Consider the following 18,502-nt stretch of genomic DNA (forward strand, 5'->3'; position numbering starts at 1 on the left):
GGTGCGCAGGTCGCCGGAATCGCAACGTTTCAGCGGACCCTAACGCACCACGTGTAATCCCCATTGACGCAGGAACGGATCCAGCAGGACGAAGTCGGTGGAGTAGTCGTCATCCACCGGTCCGCCCTGCAGAATCCCGACCGCGCTGACGGTGCCGTCCGAGTTGACCACGTAGCCGGGACTGCCGCTGTCGCCGATGGTGCTATACACATCGGTCTCCACAAGGTTGCCGATGATGGCGCTGACCGGACCGCAGGTCTCACCGGTCTGGGCACCGGTCTTGCAGATCTCCATCCCGACGTGAATCTGATCGGCACTGAGCACATTGGCCACCGGGTAACGGCCCGCGATCCTGCCGTTGGGCCGGCCAGCGGCCGGGTCGAGCCGGATGATGGCGGCGTCGCGGTCCTCGCCGTTGTTCTCACTCGCAGTGATCCGGCCCAGGGGCGTCTCGAAGACATCGGTCCACTGCGATCCGTCGTGCGAATCGCAGTGACCGCTGGTCAACAGGTAATAGCCGCCGGCGTCGTCCTGGGTGAGAAAGCCCGCTGTGCAGCTGCTGCTGTCGTCCAGCAACTCGATGCCCGGCATCGGCCCGGCCGATGCGATGCTGGCGAAGACCAGTCCCGCGGCCGTCATGACGCCCGCCAATGCGATCTTGACCATCAGGTGTCCAGCACCGATGCCACTTTGGCCTCGACGTCGCCCAAGCCGGCCAGATCGATGCCGAAGCGGTCGGTCAGGGCCGTGCATACCTGCGCGGCATCGTCGAAGCGAATCCGCTCGGTACCGCTTCGGGCATGAATGGCGAGGTTGCGACCGCGCAGGTTCCAGCGCGCATCGTCGGTCACCAACGCCGCGCTGAGACCGACCACGAAGTTCGACTCGGGGAAGGTGGACACATACCAACTGCCCACCTGCATGTCGATCAGCGGCCGTGGCCGCAGTCCCAGGATGTACAGCGGCCGCCAGCGCTCGCCGATCAGCGTCTCCAGCACAAACTCGTCCGCGTCATTGCCGTGTCGACGCAGCCGGAACGGCTCATGGGACGTCTGCTGGACTGCGCCGGGGAGCATCGGGACCGGCGCGGTCGGTGTCTGCCCGCCGAATCCGACGTCGACGAGATACCGCTGGTCCGATCCCGGAATCGTCACCGCCAGAGCTTGGTGGGTCTGGGGGCTCGGCGGGCCTTCCAGCCCTTCCGGGTCCATCCACACCACCCGCCCGGCCAGCCGCTCGGCAGCGAACCCGAGTTCGGACAGCGCCTCGCGCATCAGGTTGTTGTGCTCGTAGCAGTAGCCGCCGCGGCGTCGCGCCACCAGCTTTGCGCTCAGGGCCGCCGAGCTGAGGTCAATCACGGGCACGCCCATCAGGGGGTCGAGGTTCTCGAACGGGATGCGACGGACGTGCGCGGACACCAGGGCGGTGAGCGTCTCATGCGTCGGCTCGGTGCTACCGCGATAGCCGATCCGGTCGAAATACGCCTGCAGGTCGATGCGGAGCTCCCCTCGGGCTACTCAGAACAGTTTGCTGATGGTATCCACCGCCGGGCCTGAGCCGGTAACATAGGAAAAACTAGAACACGTTTCAATTGAGGGGGTCGCGGTGGACACGCCGGACAACGACTGGTCGGACGACGTTCCCCGGCCCATCACAAAGTGGGACCCGGGCCTGACGGAACGGGTCATGGGCCTGCTGCGGCCATTCATCAAGGGCTACCACCGGGCCGAGGTGCGCGGCCTGGAGTCCTTCCCCAAGGGGGGCGCCCTGGTGGTTTCCAACCATTCCGGGGGCCTGTTCGCCATGGACGTTCCGGTGTTCGCCACCGGCTTCTACGACACCTTCGGTTACGAGCGTCCGGTCTACACGCTGAGCCACGACCTGATCTTCACCGGTTTCACCGCCGACTTCTTCCGCAAGACCGGCTTCATCCCGGCCAACCATTCCAACGCCGACGAGGCCCTGCGCTCCGGCGGCGTGGTGGTGGTCTTCCCCGGCGGCGACTACGACGTCTACCGGCCCACGCTGGAAGAGAACAAGATCGACTTCGGCGGACGCAAGGGCTACATCCGCGCTGCGATCAATGCCGGGGTGCCGCTGGTGCCGACGGTCGGGATCGGCGGGCAGGAAAGCCAGTTCTACCTGTCCCGCGGCACCGGGCTGGCCAAGGCACTACGGCTGGACAAACTGATGCGGGTCAAGATTCTGCCGATCTCGTTCGGCTTCCCGTTCGGGCTGTCCGCGGTGCTGCCGGTCAACCTGCCGCTGCCCACCAAGATCGTCATGCAGGTGTGCAAGCCGATCGACGTCATCGCCGAGTTCGGCGAGGACCCCGATATCGACGTCGTGGACGCGCATGTGCGCGCCGTCATGCAGGACGCGCTGGACAAGCTCGCCAGCGAACGCCGTCTGCCGATCCTGGGCTGAGCGCTATGGCCCTGTTCGACTCGCTCAACCGGGTCGGCTCGATGCTGGTGACCTTCAGTCGGGCTGGGCTGTTGGCGCCCATGCGCCCGGACAAATACCTCCGGATCGCCGCCGCGGCCGCCGCCGAGGGCGGCACCACCACGACCGGGATCGCTATGGCGGCCCAGCGGTGCGGCGACCGCCCCGCGATCATCGACGAGCGCGGCACATGCACCTACGCCGAGCTCGATCGGCGGTGTAACGCGTTGGCCGCCGGCCTGCAACGGCTGCCCGGACGGGCGCCTCGGGCGATCGCCCTGATGTGTCGTAACCATCGCGGCTTCATCGAGGCGCTGGCGGCCGCCAACCGGATCGGCGCGGACGTGTTATTGCTCAACACCAGCTTCGCTGGGCCGGCATTGGCCGAAGTCGTCGCCCGTGAAGGCGTCGACCTGATCTTCTACGACGAAGAATTCACCGCCGCAGTGGATCTGGCCGTGCCGGTCGACTCGGGCTGCACGCGGGTGGTGAGTTGGGCCGACAGCAAGGTCCCCGGCCTGACGGCAGACGAGCTGATCGACGCCAATGCCGGACGTCGACCGGCCAAAGCGTCGCGGAGCGGCAAGCTGGTCATGCTCACCTCCGGAACCACCGGCACCCCGAAGGGGGCACGGCGCTCCGGACGCGGCGGAGGCGGAATCGCCGACCTGCAAGCGATTTTCGACCGAATCCCCTGGCACACCGAGGAAACCGTGGTGATCGCCGCGCCGATGTTCCACGCCTGGGGATTCTCCCAACTGGCGCTGGCGCTCACCATGGCCTGCACGATCGCCACCCGACGGAAGTTCGACCCCGAAGCCACGCTGGAACTCATCGAGTCCAACCACGCGGCTGGACTGTGCGTCGTACCGGTCATGTTCGACCGGATCATGGCGCTGCCGGACGAAGTTCGAGCACAATACCCTTGCAAGTCATTGCGGTTCGCGACGGCCTCCGGCTCGCGGATGCATCCCGACGTGGTGACGGCGTTTATGGACACCTTCGGTGATGTGGTCTACAACAATTACAACGCGACCGAAGCCGGGATGATCGCGCTGGCCACCCCGGAAGACCTGCGCTACTCCCCCGACACCGCCGGTCGTCCGGCCCCGGGGAGCGAGATCCGGATCCTGGATGCTGATTTCGTCGAGTTGCCGGCCGGACAGACCGGGCAGATCTTCGTCCGCAACTCCTCACAGTTCGACGGCTACACCGGCGGCGATTCGAAGATGTTCCACGACGGCTTTATGGCGTCCGGCGACTTGGGCTACTTCGATGACACCGGAAGACTTTTCGTGGTCGGCCGAGACGACGAGATGATCGTCTCCGGCGGCGAGAACGTCTACCCGATCGAGACGGAGAAGGCGCTGATCAACCATGGGGCCGTCACCGAGGCCGCGGTGATCGGTGTCGACGACGCCGACTACGGGCAGCGGCTGGTGGCCTTCGTGGTGTTGGCGCCCGGCGCTTCGGCCACCCCCGACGAGCTGAAGCAGCATGTCCGGGAGAATCTGGCCGGCTACAAGGTTCCGCGTGACATCACCATCATGGATGCGCTGCCGCGCAACAATACCGGGAAGGTCGTGCGCCGGGAACTGCAGGCGCTGACGGCGCCACCTGAAACCTAGGCTGGCGCCATCGCCGTCTCGACGGTGGTCAGCTGCTCGGAAAGCCCCGCCGCACGGCGGATGTCGACGAACTCGTTGACCAGTGCACTGGTCACCTCATGCGGGTCTTCGACGGTGTCACCGTCGGTCAGCACCGAGATATTGAGCTGGTCCACGTAGCTCCACACGGTGATGTTCAGGCCACTGCCGGCGGTCAGCGGCCCCACCGAGTAGATCTCGGTGACCAGCGCCCCGCCGACCCTGCCGCGCTCTCGCGGGCCGGGAACATTGGAGATGTTGAGGTTGAGGACCTTGTTCTGACCGTCCTGACCCGACAGCCACCGGAACAACGATTCCGCCGGCGCCGGCGGCAGGTAGGCCGACCACCGGCTGACCAACTCGGGCCCCACGAGGTGGTGGGCTTCCTTGGCCAGATCGGCGGCCTCCCGGGCTTTTGCGACCCGTTCCCGAACGTCGGCCACATCGACCGGCAACGCGACCAGCACCCCGGAGAACCGATTGCCAGAGATCCGATCCGGGGAGAAGTCGAAACTCATCGGCACCGACGCCAGCAGCGGATGATCCGCCTTCCCGTCATACCGCAGCAGCAGCGTGCGCAACGCCCCCGCCGAGATGGCCAGCACCAGGTCATTGATGGTGACACCCAGCTGCTTGCTGGTCGCCTTGATATCGGCCAGCGCCAGCGTTGCGGTGGCGAACCGGCGTTCCGGAGTCAGCACGTGGTTGAGGAAGCTCGGCGGCGGGGTGAAGGGCCGGGTCAGGTCGGCGGAGAGTTTGCGCGTGCTGCGCCGGACCCGTCCGATGCCGGCTGCGGTGTAGCCGATAGTCGCCGGGATCTTGCCCATCTGCCGGAAATGGTCACGAAACGCCGAGCGCACCAACTGCCCGCCGGTGGGGGCGGGATCGGTTTCGTAGGAGTCGTGCTCGTTCTGCGCGCCGGCCACCAGGTCCATACCGCGGGCCATCAGATTCGCCGACGCGATCCCGTCGGCCAGCGCGTGGTGGATCTTGCCGACTACCGCGATCCGGTTGTTTGCCAGGCCATCGATGAAGTACATCTCCCACAGCGGCCGGCTGCGGTCCAGTGGCGTGCTGCCGATCTCACCGATGGCCTCATCGAGTTCGCGGCGACCGCCGGGAGCGGGCAGCGACAAGGGCCGGATGTGATACGCCAGGTCGACTTCGCAGTTCTCCCGCCACATCGGGTGATGGAATTTCCCGGGGATGTCCACCAACTGGTAGCGGAACGGATCCAGCTTGTAGAGCCGGCCGTGGATTACCCGTCGGAAAGCCTCGACGTCGAACCCGTGCCGATCGGCATCCAGCTCGATCACCGCGATCTTGAGAGTGTGCATGTGCACGTTCGCCGTCTCGCTGTACAGCAGGATTGCATCCCACCCGGTGAGCCGCTTCACCCCAGACCCCTCGCCATGCACGGACCATACCGTGGCGTGCGGGTTCAGATGATCTGTTTGCTCCCGACCGTGGTGCGGTCGCGGTGAATCTGGTTGAGGAACAAACCGATTGCCGTGCTCATCGCACCGGTGCGGGCCCCGTCGGTCATGTCGAAACCGTGCCCAGCGCCCGGCAGCTCCAAGTACCCGACCTTGGAGCGCGACACCGCCCGCAGTCGGTCGGCGAAGCTGCGGGCCTGCTGCACCGGGATGACGGTGTCGGCACTGCCATGGACGACCAGGAACGGCGGCGCATCCTGATGCACCCGCGCGATCGGGGAGGCCTGCCGGTAGAGGTCCTGATGGCGCCGCATCGACCGGCCGACCACCACCCGCTCCAGGAAGTCCACGAAGGCGACCCGTTCGGGGGTGGAGCGGTCCTCCCAGTCGTAGCGGCCGTAGATCCCCACTACGGCGTCCACCGAGGTGTTCCCACCGGCCGGCAGCTCGTCAGCGAAATCGGAGTCACTGACCGCACTTCCGGTGAGTCCAGCCAGGGCGGCCAGATGCCCCCCTGCCGAGGCGCCCGCCACCGCCACGAAGTTGCGGTCACCGCCGAATTTGTCGACGTTGGCGTGTGCCCAGGCGATCGCCGTCTTGACGTCGACGATGTGGCTCGGCCACCGGTTGTGCGGTGCCACCCGGTAGTCCATCGACAGGCACACCCAGCCCTGCTCGGCCAAGTGGGACAGCAGCGCGTAACCCTGCAACAGTCGGCTGCCGTGCACCCAGGCGCCGCCGGGGACGTAGATCAGCACCGGCGCCGGCCCGTCGGGCAGCTCACGGGACCGCCACACGTCGAGCACCTGTGCGGGGTCACTGCCGTACTGCACGCCGGAGCGGTAGATCTGCTTACGGTGCTGCAACGCCTTCACCACCGGCGGAGCCTGCTCCGGTTCGGGCCAGTCGATGTCGAGGTCGGCCGCCGAGACCACCCCGCGCAGCGCGGCATCGCTGACCACATGCGTCTGCTCGCGCTCCTGCTTGCGGATGGCTGCGGCCCCCGGAGCCAGCCAGGACTTGGCGGCGCTGGAGAAGAACTCCGGCATATGGCGGGTACCCCACACCCCCATCGCGGTCATCCCACCCAGGGGTTGCAGGTGCTTCCCGACCACCGGCAAGGATGCTGAGGCAACGCTGAGCGCCAGGAGGTAGTCGGCGGTCCGGGCCCGCCTCAGCCAACGCAGCCGGCCGGCCAGGTTGAGTCCGGTCTCCGGGGTCTGCGATCGTCCCGTCATTGGCGCAGGGTACCGCGTTTGGGGTCGGAGGCGGTCGCAATCGGGTGGGTTGGCGGCGCCGCCGGTCCGGCGCCGGTAATACTGAGCCGATGGTAAGCAGCGGGTTCCATCCAGATCTGCGCAGAACTGCCCGGTTCCTTCCGCGTGGCGGGATCGGGCGTCGGACGCTGCCGGTGCTGCAGACACTCACCGGCATGCAGGGCCGGCGCGCCCCCGGCGACGTCGAGGTCTTGGGCCTGCCCTCGGGGGCAGGCGTCCGGGTCTTTCGGCCGCCGAATCGCCCCATCGAGCCGGGACCGGCATTGTTGTGGATCCACGGTGGCGGCTACGTCATCGGCACCGCCGCCCAGGATGACCGCCTCTGCCGCAGGTTCAGCGCGGAATTGGGTGCCACGGTTGCCTCGGTAGACTACCGACTGGCACCGCAGCACCCCTATCCCGCCGCGCTGGAGGACTGCTGGGCGGCGCTGACCCGGCTCGCCGAGCTGCCCGGGGTCGATCCGGCCCGGATCGCGATCGGCGGTGCCAGCGCCGGCGGCGGGCTCGCCGCCGCCCTGGCGCAGCTGGCCGCCGACCGCGGCGAAGTCGCCCCCGTGCTGCAGCTGCTGGTGTACCCGATGCTCGACGATCGCAGCGCGGCGCTGCCGGCCAATCGGAGTTACCGCCTGTGGAATCCGCGGAGCAATCTGTTCGGCTGGACCGCGTATCTGGGCGACGCGGATCCGCAGGTCGCGGTGCCGGCACGGCGTGCCGACCTGAGCGGGCTGGCACCGGCCTGGATCGGGGTGGGCACCTTGGACCTGTTCCACGACGAGGATCTGGCCTACGCGCAGCGACTGCTTCAAGCCGGTGTGCCCTGCGAGGTCGAGACGGTCCCCGGCGCATTCCACGGGTTCGACCTGCTGCTGCCCAAAGCCGCAGTCTCGCGGGCGTTCTTCGCCTCCCAATGCGAGAGCCTGCGGGGCGCCTTTTCTCGCGCGCGGGAAGGCTGATCCGATGGCAGTCTCCAGCGCGGAGGAACTGCGGGCCCTGCGCGGCGCGGTCGCAGAGTTGATGGCCAAACGCTCGCCCGACTCAGATCTCGGGGACGTCTGGTCAGAGTTGGCGACCATGGGTCTGCTCGGGCTGCTGGTGCCCGAGCAGTACGGCGGCGCCGGTGCCGGATTGGTCGAGGTAGGCGTGGTCGCCGAGGAGCTGGGTCGGGTCCTGTTCTCCGGTCCGTACCTGTCGACGGCGGTGCTTGCGGTCAATCTTCTTATGGCAGTGGATGACCCTGCGCAAAACGAGGCGGTGTTGCCGGCGATTGCCGCCGGGCGAACCCGGGTCGCGGTTGCCTTCGCCGAGGGCGATTCGACCCGTCCGCCCGCGCGACCGGCCACCACGGCTCGCGGTGGACTGGTGTCCGGCGAGAAGCGGTTTGTGCTCGACGCGGACACCGCCGACCTGCTCTACGTTCTGGCTGACTCTGAGGACGGGCCCGGAATCTTCGCCGTCGATCCGGTCGAAGCGGGCGTGACGGTGGAACCGCTGACCACGGTCGATCCCTCCCGTCGGCTGTGTCTGGTCCGGTTGGCAGACGCTCCGGCGACGGCAGTCGGCTCGGCCGGAGCCGGGATCGCCGCATTGACCGCCGCGCTGGACCGTTCCGCGGTGGCACTGTTGGGCGAGCAGGCGGGTGCCGCCCGGTTCGCCATGGAGATGGCCCGCGACTACGCCAAGACCCGCTTCCAGTTCGGCCGGGCTATCGGCAGTTTTCAGGCCGTCAAGCACATGTGCGCCGACATGTTGTTGGAGGCCGAGTCGGCGGTGACGGCCGCTCGCCATGTGGCTGCGGCCGGCGCCGACGGTTCTGCCGAGTGGACCGCGGATCTCGCACTGGCCCAGGCGTATTGCTCAGATGCCTTTGTCTTTGTGGGCGCCACCAACATTCAGGTGCACGGCGGAATCGGATTCACCTGGGAACATCCCGCCCACCGGTATCTGCGCCGGGCGCGCAGCGACGCCCACCTGTTCGGCAGCCCATCCTGGCACCGGGAGCGCTACCTGCAAGAGATCGGAGCGTGAGATGACGCTGCCCGACCGCAACGACGATGCGCTTCGCGGTGAGGTTCGCGACTGGCTGGCCGCCAACTGGTCACCCGGAATTGATCGGGCCACCTTCGCCGCGGCGATCCTCGCCGCCGGATGGACCGCTCCGAGCTGGGAGCCGGACTGCTACGGCCGCGGGCTGACCGACCGTCAATCCCGGCTGGTGGCAGCCGAATTCGCTGCCGTCGGCGCTCCGGGAACCGGCCACGACCGGGCCGACCTGTTCGCCTGCACAATCCACGACCGCGGATCGCAAGAACAGAAGCACAGGCTGCTGCCTCCGGCGCTGCGCGGCGAGACCAAATCATGCCTGCTGTACAGCGAACCCGGAGCGGGATCGGACCTGGCCGGCCTGCGCACCCGCGCCGAGCGGGACGGTGACGACTGGATCATCAACGGGCAGAAGGTCTGGACGTCTTTCGCGACCACCGCCGACTACGGCATGCTGGTGGCGCGCACCAACCCGGATGTGCCCAAGCACAACGGGATCACCTTTTTCATGCTGCCGATGCGCCAGCCCGGCGTAGAGGTCCGGCCGATCCACCAGATCACCGGTGAATCAGAGTTCAATGAGGTATTTCTGACCAACGCCCGGGTTCCCGATGCCAACCGGATCGGCGAACCGGGCGAAGGATGGTCGGTGCTGCAGGTCGCACTGGGCTACGAGCGTCGGCTGATGGGTGATATCGCGCGCACCGCACGTCGCAAGGAGAAGTCCAGCGGCCTGGTCGATTTGGCCCGCGATGCCGGTTGTCTTTCAGATTCCCACATCCGCCAGGAGATCGCCCGTATCCAGGCGCTGGCCACGGTGAATCGCTGGAACAATCAGCGGGCCAAGACCAGCAGCGACCGCGCCGAGGCCGCCACCCTGCTGGCGCTCGGCAAGATCGCCATGTCGCGCATCCTGCACGAGACCGCCCGAGTCCAGACCGAGATCGTCGGCGTCGAATCGCTGCTCGTCGGTCCGGACAATCCGGTCGGCGACGCGGTGACTTTCCGGGCGCTCAACGCCTACTTCACCTCGATCGGCGGCGGCACGGATCAGATTCAGCGCAACATCATCGGCGAACGGGTGCTGGGCCTTCCTAAAGAGCCCGACCCCTACCGAGACGCCCCGTTCCGGGACCTGCCGCACTAGCCCTCGGCGAGCACCCTCGGCGAGCAGACGCAAAATCGCCCTTATCGGCTGGTTTCAGGGCAAGTTTGTGTCTGCTCGCGCTCACAACTCCCGCTCAGAACTGCAAAGCGCTGAAACGCCAGTCCAGGACCTGGCGGTCGGGTTCACCGACCGCACCGACGGCGTAGACCAGCGACTGCAGCTCAAGCACATTGTCGCGGGCGGATTCGATGTGCAGTTCGCTGTAGAGCGTGTCGCCTTCGTGAACGGGCGCGGTGTGATCGCAGGACTGCCAGCCCAGCACCGTGACCAGGTTCGGCAGCAGCCGAGAGGCCTGGGCCAGCGCCAGGCCGATGGTGTGCCCGCCGTAGACCAGCCGCTGCCCGCCGACCCGCGAATCATGGTGGGTAGCAGCGACGTTGAGGGACAATCGAGCCAACTCCGGGGCACAGGAGACCACATCGCCGGTGCTGGTCAGGACCGTGCCCGCCAGATCAGGGTCGAAGTGCGGTCCCGGCACCCGTTGCCGAAACTCCGCGGCGTCCCAATCCGCGGTCACGTCCGGCGGCGCCGCGAGCCCCGCGCCGATGGCCGATAGGTCATCGCAGTGGCCGGTTTCAGCAGCATCGGGGGACAGCGGCAGCATCGCGCAGCGGTAGAAGTCAAGCACCAACCGGTCCAGCTGATCGATGGTGGTGATCCGCAGTGCCACCAGCCCGGTGGGTTCACGTCCGAGCTTGGCTGAATTCTGCTTCAGGCCAACGACTTCCGTACGGGTAAAAATGGTATCGCCGATCACCGGATACCGGAAGAAGGCTAGTCCGCGGTAGAAGAGGTTGGCCTTGACGCGCCGGGTGACCAGCGTGGACTGACCGATCGCGACATCGCAGACCAGTCCGGGGTGAGCCAGTGGTGTCGTTGCCCCGGTCACCGCCCGGGACAGTTCGGCGTCCAGCGGCAACCGTAGCCGATCCCCGAGGATTGCCTGATGCAGCGCCGCCGCACCGGCTGTCAAGGTCATCGCCGGAGCCTCGTCGAACACCTGACCAACCTGGAGCTCGTCGAAGTAGGGGCCGCTGGTCACGGGAAAATCCTGACATACGGTGAACCGATGAGCCACGAAGAGTCGATGTTGGTCGAAACCGTGCGTCAGTTCATCGACCGGGAGGTGAAGCCGACGGTCCGCGACGTCGAGCACGCCAACACCTACCCGGAGGCGTGGATCGATCAGATGAAGCACCTCGGCATCTATGGTCTTGCCGTTCCTGAGGAATACGGCGGAACCCCCGTGTCAATGCCGTGCTACGTACTCGTGACACAGGAGCTGGCCCGCGGCTGGATGAGCCTGGCCGGGGCGATGGGCGGCCACACCGTGGTCGCCAAGCTGCTGACCCTGTTCGGTACCGACCAGCAGAAGCAGCGGTACCTGCCGGCCATGGCTACCGGTGCGCTGCGCGCCACCATGGCGCTGACCGAACCGAGCGGCGGCAGCGACCTGCAGAACATAACGACGTCCGCTGTGCCGTCGACCGACCCGAACAGGCTGGTGATCAATGGGTCCAAAACCTGGATCTCCAACGCCCGCTACTCGGGATTGATTGCGCTGCTGGCTAAAACCGATCCGAAAGCCACCCCACGGCATAGCGGTATCTCGGTGCTGCTGGTGGAGAACCCCAGCGCGGGGCTGACGATCTCACGGGATCTGCCGAAGCTGGGCTACAAAGGCGTCGAGAGCTGCGAGCTGAGCTTCGACGGCTGCCAGGTGCCGACGGCGGCGGTGCTCGGCGGCACGCCCGGCAATGGCTTCGCCCAGATGATGAAGGGACTGGAGACCGGTCGCATCCAGGTGGCAGCGCGAGCCTTGGGCGTGGCGACCGCCGCGCTCGAAGATGCCCTCGCCTACGCCCAACAACGGGAGAGTTTCGGCCAGCCGATCTGGAAGCACCAAAGCGTAGGCAACTACCTGGCCGACATGGCGACCAAGTTGACGGCCGCCCGCCAGCTCACCCGCTATGCCGCGGAACGCTACGACAGTGGGCAGCGCTGCGACATGGAGGCAGGCATGGCCAAGTTGTTTGCGTCGGAAGCCGCGATGGAGATCGCACTGAACGCGGTACGCATCCATGGCGGCTACGGCTACTCGACTGAATACGACGTGGAACGCTACTTCCGGGACGCACCGCTGATGATCGTCGGCGAGGGCACCAACGAGATACAACGCAATGTGATTGCGGCACAACTGGTTGCCCGCGGCGGAATTTAGCGCGGTCCGGCATCACGCCGAATACTTGGCTACCAGTTCGTTCTTGTAGAGCTTGCCGGTGTCGGTGCGCGGCAACTGCTCCTCGAACGCAATCGATCGCGGACATTTGTAGTGCGCCAAGCGATCCCGCACCCAGTCGAGTAGTTCCGCGGCGAACGCGAGCGTGGCGTCGGCCGGGTCGACGGTCTGCACGGCAGCCTTCACGCTCTGGCCCATCTCGTCGTCGGGGATCCCGAACACCGCCGCGTCCAACACCTTCGGGTGTGTGATCAACAGGTTCTCCGCCTCCTGCGGGTAGATGTTCACCCCGCCGGAGATGATCATGTGGTGGCGCCGGTCGGTGAGGTACAGGTAGCCCTCGTCATCGAGGTAGCCAACGTCGCCGACGGTCGTCCAGCCTTGCGCATGGCGCGATTTCGCGGTCTTGTCCGGATCGTTGAGGTACTCGAAAGCGTTGCCGCCCTCGAAATAGACCTCACCGGACTGCCCGGCCGGCAACTCGTTGCCGGCCTCATCGAGAATGTGCACCGCACCGAACATCGCCTTGCCCACCGAGCCGGGATGCTTCAGCCATTCGTCGGCACTGATCAGCGTGGAGCCGTGCGCCTCCGATGAGGCGTAGTACTCATCGACGATCGGCCCCCACCAGTCGATCATCTGCTGCTTGATCTCCACCGGGCACGGCGCGGCGGCGTGCATGACCCGCTTGAGGCTGGAGACGTCATACGAATCCCGCACTTCCGCAGGAAGTTTCAGCATTCGGGTGAAGTGCGCGGGCACGAACTGCCCGTGGGTCACGCCGTACCGCTGGATCGCGTCGAGCGCGGACTCAGCGTCAAACTTCTCCATCACCACAGTGGTCAGCCCAGCGGCCTGCACCTGCATCGACCACACCGACGGCGCGGTGTGATACAGCGGGGCGGGGCTCAGATAGACCGAACCTGGGCCCATCCACACCGAGACCAGCATCGCCATCAGCCCCGGCACCTCGGTCGGGGGTAGGTGCGGCAGCGGACGTTTGATGCCTTTGGGTCGCCCGGTGGTTCCCGACGAGTATTGGAGCAGATCACCCTCGATCTCATCGTCGATGGGTGTATCCGGTTGGTCGGCAACACATTCCGGGTAACGCTGCCAGCCGTCCAGGTCGCCGTCGGCAATCAGCAGCAGACCGGGCAGGCCGGCCGGCAGGTGGTCGGCGAGGCCGGCGCAGGTCTGGCCTAGCGCGGCCGAGCCGATGATCGCCTTGGCGTTGCTGTTGTCGATGATGTACGCGGCTTCCGCAGCGGTCAGATGGGTGTTGATCGGCACGTAGTACAGGCCGCTGCGCCGCGCTGCCCACATCGCCGCGTGGATGTGCTCGTTGTTCTCCATGATGATCGCGACGACGTCACCTTCCACCAGGCCTGCCGCCCGGAAGAAGTGCGCCAACCGGTTCGCCCGGGCTTCCAGCTCGGCAAAGGTGACGACGGTACCCGAGGGGTGCAGGATGACGGCCGGGTTGTCGGCATCGACGTACTCGCGAATCTGCATGCGCCGACTGTACCGCCCACAAATTGACAGGTGTCAAGTGGTGCACGTCTAGTGCGACCAGACACAAAATCGCACTCAGGGAACCCCTGGAGTGCGATTTTGTGACTGCTCGGCAGAAAGAGTGGGAACCTAGCCCAGGCGCTGCTTGAGGGCCTCGAACTCGTCGCGCAGGCCGGTGGGCAGCTTGTCGCCGATGAAGGCGAACCACTCCTCGATCAGCGGCAACTCGGCGCGCCACTCGTCGGCGTCGACGATCAGCGCCTGGTCCACGTCTGCGGCGGTCACATCCAGTCCGTCCAGGTCCAGGTCGGCAGCGCTGGGCACGGTACCGATCGGGGTCTCCTGGCCGCCGGCGTTACCCTCGACCCGCTCGACGATCCACTTGAGCACCCGGCTGTTCTCACCGAAGCCCGGCCACAGGAAGCGGCCGCCCTCGCCACGGCGGAACCAGTTGACGAAGAACACCTTCGGCAGCTTGGACTCGTCGGAGTTCTTGCCGGTGTCGATCCAGTGCTGCATGTAGTCCCCGGCGTTGTAGCCGATGAACGGCAGCATCGCCATCGGGTCGCGGCGTACCTTGCCCACCGTGCCCTCGGCGGCGGCGGTCTGCTCGCTGCCCATGGTGGCGCCGATGAAGACGCCGTGCTGCCAGTCGCGGGCCTGGCTCACCAGCGGCACCGTGGTCTTGCGACGGGCGCCGAACAGGATCGCCGAGATCGGCACGCCCTGCGGGTCGTCCCACTCCGGCGCAAGAATCGGGCACTGCGACATCGGGGTGCAGTACCGCGAGTTCGGGTGCGCGGCAGGGGTGTCCGACTCGGGCGTCCAGTCGTTGCCCTTCCAGTCGGTGAGGTGCGCCGGGGTCTCCCCGTCGATGCCCTCCCACCACACGTCGTTGTCGTCGGTGTGGCCGACGTTGGTGTAGACGGTGTTCCCGCGCTCCAACGTGATCATCGCGTTCGGGTTGGAGCTGCGGCTGGTGCCCGGCGCCACGCCGAAGAAGCCCGCCTCCGGGTTCACCGCGTAAAGCCGGCCGTCCTTGCCGAACCGCATCCACGCGATGTCGTCGCCGAGAGTCTCGGCCCGCCAGCCCGGGATGGTCGGCTGGATCATCGCCAGGTTGGTCTTGCCGCAGGCCGAGGGGAACGCCGCCGCCACGTAGTAGGCCTTGTTCTCCGGCGAGATCAGCTTGAGGATCAGCATGTGCTCGGCGAGCCAGCCCTCGTCGTGGGCCATCGCCGACGCGATCCGCAGCGCGTAGCACTTCTTGCCCAGCAGAGCGTTGCCGCCGTAACCCGAGCCGTAGCTCCAGATCTCGCGGGTCTCCGGGAAGTGGGTGATGTACTTCTCGGAGTTGCACGGCCACGGCACGTCCTGCTCGCCGTCGGCCAGCGGGGCGCCGACCGAGTGCAGGCCCTTGACGTAGGCGCCGTCGGTGCCGATCTTGTCCAGCGCCGCGGTGCCCATCCGGGTCATCACCTTCATAGACGCCACCACGTAGGGCGAGTCGGTGATCTCGATGCCGAGCTTGGGGTCCTCGGCGCCCAGCGGGCCCATGCAGAACGGGATGACGTACATGGTGCGACCGCGCATGCAGCCGCGATACAGCTCAGTCATGGTGGCCCGCATCTCGTCCGGGTCCATCCAGTTGTTGGTGGGGCCGGCACCTTCCTGGGTGCGGCTACAGATGAAGGTGCGCGACTCGACCCGCGCGACGTCGGCCGGGTCGGAGAGTGCCAGGTAGGAGTTGGGCTTCTTCTTGTCGTCGAGCTTGACCGCCGCGCCGGACTCCACCAGCAGGGCCATCAGCCGGTTCCACTCCTCCTCGGAACCGTCGGACCATTCCACCCGGTCGGGCTGGGTGAGCTCCGCAACCTCCCGAACCCAGGCCAACAACTCGCCATGCTTCGTCGGGGCGGTGTCCAGACCGGGAATGGTCGCTGAGGTCATTGAGCTCTCCTGTGTAACCTGTGTCACTCGGTGGCGTTGCCGCAGCTGCGCGCCGCTGTCACCTCTTATACCGTCATTAAATAAGAGATTACCGTCAATAGCTACACGGATCGAAACAATCGCAACTCGCGCTATCTGTCGACCGTGACCGCGGCGTCGACCGGGCCCGATTCACCCAGCTCAGCGCGCACATTGTCCAATGCCCGCCGCAACGCCGGCAGCCTGCGATCGCGTACCGCGGCGGCGCGGGCCGTAGCGGCCGCATGCTCACGCAGTTCCCGGTCCAATGCGGCAACCCGGTCGGCGACGCGCGCGGCTTCGGTCTCGTTGTGCCCGGCGAGCTCGGCGGTGAGTACCGACTCGGCGGCCACCACCCGCAGGGCCACCAGCTCCTGCACCGAGGACCGCACTGCGCTGGTGGCCTGTCCCACCCACCGATCGAGCACCACCCGGTCGCGCAACAGCCCCCGAATCCTGACCACCCACACCGCGGCCACCACCCCGACGATGGCGCATCCGGCCGCACCCACCGCGGCAAGTCCCGGCGCGAGGTGAGCGAAGACCCGACTCAAGGTCAACGCCACGCCCAGCCCGAAGCCGATCCCCAGCACCGCCATCAATTGGGTCTCCAACCGTCGGGACTCCAACGGCGGCTTGCCGGACTCGACCTGCGGCAGTGGCACCGCCGCCCCGGTCGACGGTTCGTGGGCGGCCAGCCCCAGTTCCTGGGCCACGTCGGCCAAATGGTCGGTGACCCCCTGATCGACCTCCGCCACCACTTCGGTCAACCGGTCGTGGACATAGGACTCGAATTCGGCCCACCGGCGCCGCGTCATGCCCGCCGCGTCTTCGCCCAACTCGCTGCGTACCGAGGCGCACCGCTTGCTGGCGAAGTAGGACAGTTGCACGCGGGCCTGGGCGATGCGGCTGCGCAGAGCGATCACGCGCTCCGATTTCGACATTCGCCGCTGCCGGACCAGCTCGTCGCGCTGCTCCTGCAGTTGCGTCACTCGAGCGCGACGCCCTTCCGCGCGGGCGTCGCGGTCGATGCGATCGGCGTCGGTGCGCAACTGGAACTCCCAAGAGCGCAGCCGGTTACGCCGCGGAGCGTCACCTTCCTCGAGCTGTTGGGTCAGTTTCGCGATCAGGTCGTCGATCCGCGGCGCGCCGCGTTCGGGTGCCGCCGCTGCCCCCACCCATGCCACATCGCGGTAGCGCGGCGCGTGGCCGGTAAGGGTTTCGCGGGCTGCTGCCAGCATCTCGCGCCACTGCCGGTGGACGTCGACCTTGGATACCACGCCGATCACCACGTCGGTGTGGGCGGCCACGGCATCGAGCAGCGCACAGTCCGACTCCGTCAGTGCGGCGGCCGCCGACACCACGAACACCACCGCCAGCGGCACCTCCCCCGGGGCTAGTTCGGTGGCTTCCATCACCAGCCATTGCGGCATCTGGTCAGCGAGGGCTTGGGTCATCGCACTGACCCCGGCCAGCCAGGGGCCGGTCACCACCACCACATCGCAGCGCCGCACCGCCGGTGGACGCACTTCGGGAGCGACCTCAGCGACGAGGGCGTCGACCCCGGTGGTGGGGTCCGGATCGGCTGAATCTGCACCCGAGGCGGTCATAGGCGGTCCCGCATCGCCGCCCAGGCCCGCAGCGATCCCCTGGCAATGTCGGCGGCGCAGGACCGCTGGGCGGCGTTGACAGGCGCGCTGCGATGCGCCTGCCAGCGACGGGCCCGTGCCAGCACCGATTCGTCCGGTACGTCGTTCGCGGCCACCGCCGCGGTCAGCCGGGCGGCGACCGTCGCGTCGCGGTTCAGAAATTCGTCGATGCGGCTGTCCCCGACCGCCATCGCCTCCAGCCGGATCACCGCCTCCGCCATCCGCCGGTGGTAGACAGCAGCGCCCATCCCCTTCAGCCGGGCAACGACACGATCGACACCACTGAGCTGGCGCATCCGGGCGCGGGCCTGCGCCACGGTCCCGCCGCTCCCGGCCAGGTCAAGCAGTGCCGCGACCCCGGACAGGTCGATGGTGGCGCACAGCCGCTCGCGGGCCTGGCGCGGCACCGGGTGCGGACGGCTCACGAACTGTTCGGCGCAGCGCAGATCGGCGGGCCGCGCGGCCACGCGGCCCAGCGCCTCCCACAGCGCCTCGTCCAGCTCACCGCCGAGCGCGGCCAGCGCGAACAACGCCGACATCGGTTCAACCGGTCCTGGGGTCGCGCCCGCGACCTCGGAGACACCGTCGTGCCTGCGCAGGTCGGCCTTGTTCAGTACCACCAGCACCGGGTGCCGGCGCGCGGCGTGCAGCGCAGCGGTGTCCTCGGGCTTGATCACCTCGGCGACGACATGAACGGACAAGTCGGCGACTTCGGCGAAAGCGGACTGCTCGGCGATGCGCACCCCGGCGGCGGCCAGCGCTGCGGCGACGGTGCGCCGACCGACACCGCGACGGCCACCCACCGCGACCTGCAACGGCGCGGCGACAACCGCGGCAATCATCGCCAGTCGCGGGTCAAAGTTCTGGGTGGCGAGCGCGGTCAGCTCGTCAGCGAAGAGCTGGTGCCCCTGTGTCACGACCCTGCCTCCCCGCGCAATCGGCCCCGCGGCCATGGTGTCAGCTGTGTCGCCGCGACGCGAGTCACCGCCGGATTCGGTGAGCGGTGTAGTTCCGCGAGCAAGCGCTCCGGCGAATCCGAACTGGCCGGTCGATCCAGCGGATCGGGCCGCGCTAGGCAACTGTTGGGTATCAATGTGGACCGCAAAGTGGGTACACGAGGGT

Annotated in this window: 15 protein-coding genes; 6 read left to right on the forward strand and 9 right to left on the reverse strand. The window is 67.3% G+C overall.

The features are described 5' to 3' along the window. Positions 1-39: 39 nt before the first annotated feature. Together NM962_07605 and NM962_07610 are read right to left on the reverse strand one after the other, a co-directional pair. A complete protein-coding gene (locus NM962_07605) occupies positions 40-666 on the reverse strand; it encodes a S1 family peptidase (protein UVO13920.1) in 627 nt (208 codons plus the stop codon). Beyond that, positions 666-1,490 carry an arylamine N-acetyltransferase gene (locus NM962_07610; protein ID UVO14601.1) on the reverse strand — a complete coding sequence of 275 codons (825 nt, stop codon included), beginning with the start codon at positions 1,488-1,490 and terminating at the stop codon, positions 666-668. The genes NM962_07605 and NM962_07610 overlap by 1 nt, the downstream gene beginning before the upstream one ends. 196 nt (positions 1,491-1,686) lie before the next feature. On the opposite strand from NM962_07610, the gene NM962_07615 reads away from it, so the two are divergent. Together NM962_07615 and fadD12 are read left to right on the forward strand one after the other, a co-directional pair. Beyond that, positions 1,687-2,427: a 1-acyl-sn-glycerol-3-phosphate acyltransferase gene (locus NM962_07615; GenBank protein UVO14602.1), complete on the forward strand. Its 741-nt coding sequence runs from the start codon at positions 1,687-1,689 to the stop codon at positions 2,425-2,427. Positions 2,428-2,432: 5 nt separating this feature from the next. After that, positions 2,433-4,073 (forward strand): acyl-CoA ligase FadD12, encoded by a 1,641-nt coding sequence (gene fadD12, locus NM962_07620; protein ID UVO13921.1) that lies wholly within the window; start codon positions 2,433-2,435, stop codon positions 4,071-4,073. Here fadD12 and NM962_07625 read toward each other — a convergent pair. Continuing rightward, positions 4,070-5,488: a wax ester/triacylglycerol synthase family O-acyltransferase gene (locus NM962_07625; GenBank protein ID UVO13922.1), complete on the reverse strand. Its 1,419-nt coding sequence runs from the start codon at positions 5,486-5,488 to the stop codon at positions 4,070-4,072. The two genes, fadD12 and NM962_07625, sit on opposite strands and share 4 nt — an antisense overlap. A 44-nt stretch (positions 5,489-5,532) precedes the next feature. Further along, a complete protein-coding gene (locus tag NM962_07630; GenBank protein UVO13923.1) occupies positions 5,533-6,765 on the reverse strand; it encodes an alpha/beta hydrolase in 1,233 nt (410 codons plus the stop codon). A gap of 89 nt (positions 6,766-6,854) precedes the next feature. On the opposite strand from NM962_07630, the gene NM962_07635 reads away from it, so the two are divergent. The 3 genes from NM962_07635 to NM962_07645 are packed head-to-tail and all read left to right on the forward strand — an operon-like array spanning position 6,855 to position 9,991. Continuing rightward, positions 6,855-7,757, forward strand: a complete 903-nt coding sequence (locus NM962_07635) for an alpha/beta hydrolase (GenBank protein UVO13924.1) — start codon at positions 6,855-6,857, stop codon at positions 7,755-7,757. A 4-nt stretch (positions 7,758-7,761) separates the two neighbouring features. Then, a complete protein-coding gene (locus NM962_07640) occupies positions 7,762-8,829 on the forward strand; it encodes an acyl-CoA/acyl-ACP dehydrogenase (GenBank protein ID UVO13925.1) in 1,068 nt (355 codons plus the stop codon). A gap of 1 nt (position 8,830) precedes the next feature. Then, positions 8,831-9,991, forward strand: coding sequence for an acyl-CoA dehydrogenase family protein (locus NM962_07645; protein UVO13926.1), 1,161 nt, complete (start codon positions 8,831-8,833; stop codon positions 9,989-9,991). A gap of 94 nt (positions 9,992-10,085) precedes the next feature. Here the strand turns inward: NM962_07645 and NM962_07650 are convergent, their stop codons facing one another. Beyond that, positions 10,086-11,054, reverse strand: coding sequence for a MaoC family dehydratase (locus tag NM962_07650; protein UVO13927.1), 969 nt, complete (start codon positions 11,052-11,054; stop codon positions 10,086-10,088). 27 nt (positions 11,055-11,081) lie between these two features. Between NM962_07650 and NM962_07655 the strand changes: the two genes are divergently transcribed. Further along, the gene (locus NM962_07655; protein ID UVO13928.1) at positions 11,082-12,233 is read left to right on the forward strand and encodes an acyl-CoA dehydrogenase family protein; all 1,152 of its coding nucleotides are present in this window, start codon (positions 11,082-11,084) and stop codon (positions 12,231-12,233) included. Between the two features lie 12 nt (positions 12,234-12,245). Here the strand turns inward: NM962_07655 and fadD4 are convergent, their stop codons facing one another. The 4 genes from fadD4 to NM962_07675 all read right to left on the reverse strand — a co-directional run bounded on the left by fadD4 (position 12,246) and on the right by NM962_07675 (position 18,297). Beyond that, positions 12,246-13,763, reverse strand: coding sequence for a fatty-acid--CoA ligase FadD4 (gene fadD4, locus NM962_07660; protein ID UVO13929.1), 1,518 nt, complete (start codon positions 13,761-13,763; stop codon positions 12,246-12,248). A 129-nt stretch (positions 13,764-13,892) separates the two neighbouring features. Continuing rightward, on the reverse strand, positions 13,893-15,713 hold the full coding sequence (locus tag NM962_07665; GenBank protein UVO13930.1) for a phosphoenolpyruvate carboxykinase (GTP): 1,821 nt from the start codon (positions 15,711-15,713) through the stop codon (positions 13,893-13,895). A 131-nt stretch (positions 15,714-15,844) separates the two neighbouring features. Further along, the gene (locus NM962_07670; GenBank protein UVO13931.1) at positions 15,845-17,341 is read right to left on the reverse strand and encodes a hypothetical protein; all 1,497 of its coding nucleotides are present in this window, start codon (positions 17,339-17,341) and stop codon (positions 15,845-15,847) included. Next, positions 17,338-18,297, reverse strand: coding sequence for a hypothetical protein (locus tag NM962_07675; protein ID UVO13932.1), 960 nt, complete (start codon positions 18,295-18,297; stop codon positions 17,338-17,340). The genes NM962_07670 and NM962_07675 overlap by 4 nt, the downstream gene beginning before the upstream one ends. Between the last annotated feature and the right edge of the window lie 205 nt (positions 18,298-18,502).

Source organism: Mycobacterium sp. SVM_VP21, from assembly GCA_024758765.1.
GTDB classification, from domain to species: Bacteria; Actinomycetota; Actinomycetes; order Mycobacteriales; family Mycobacteriaceae; genus Mycobacterium; species Mycobacterium heraklionense_C.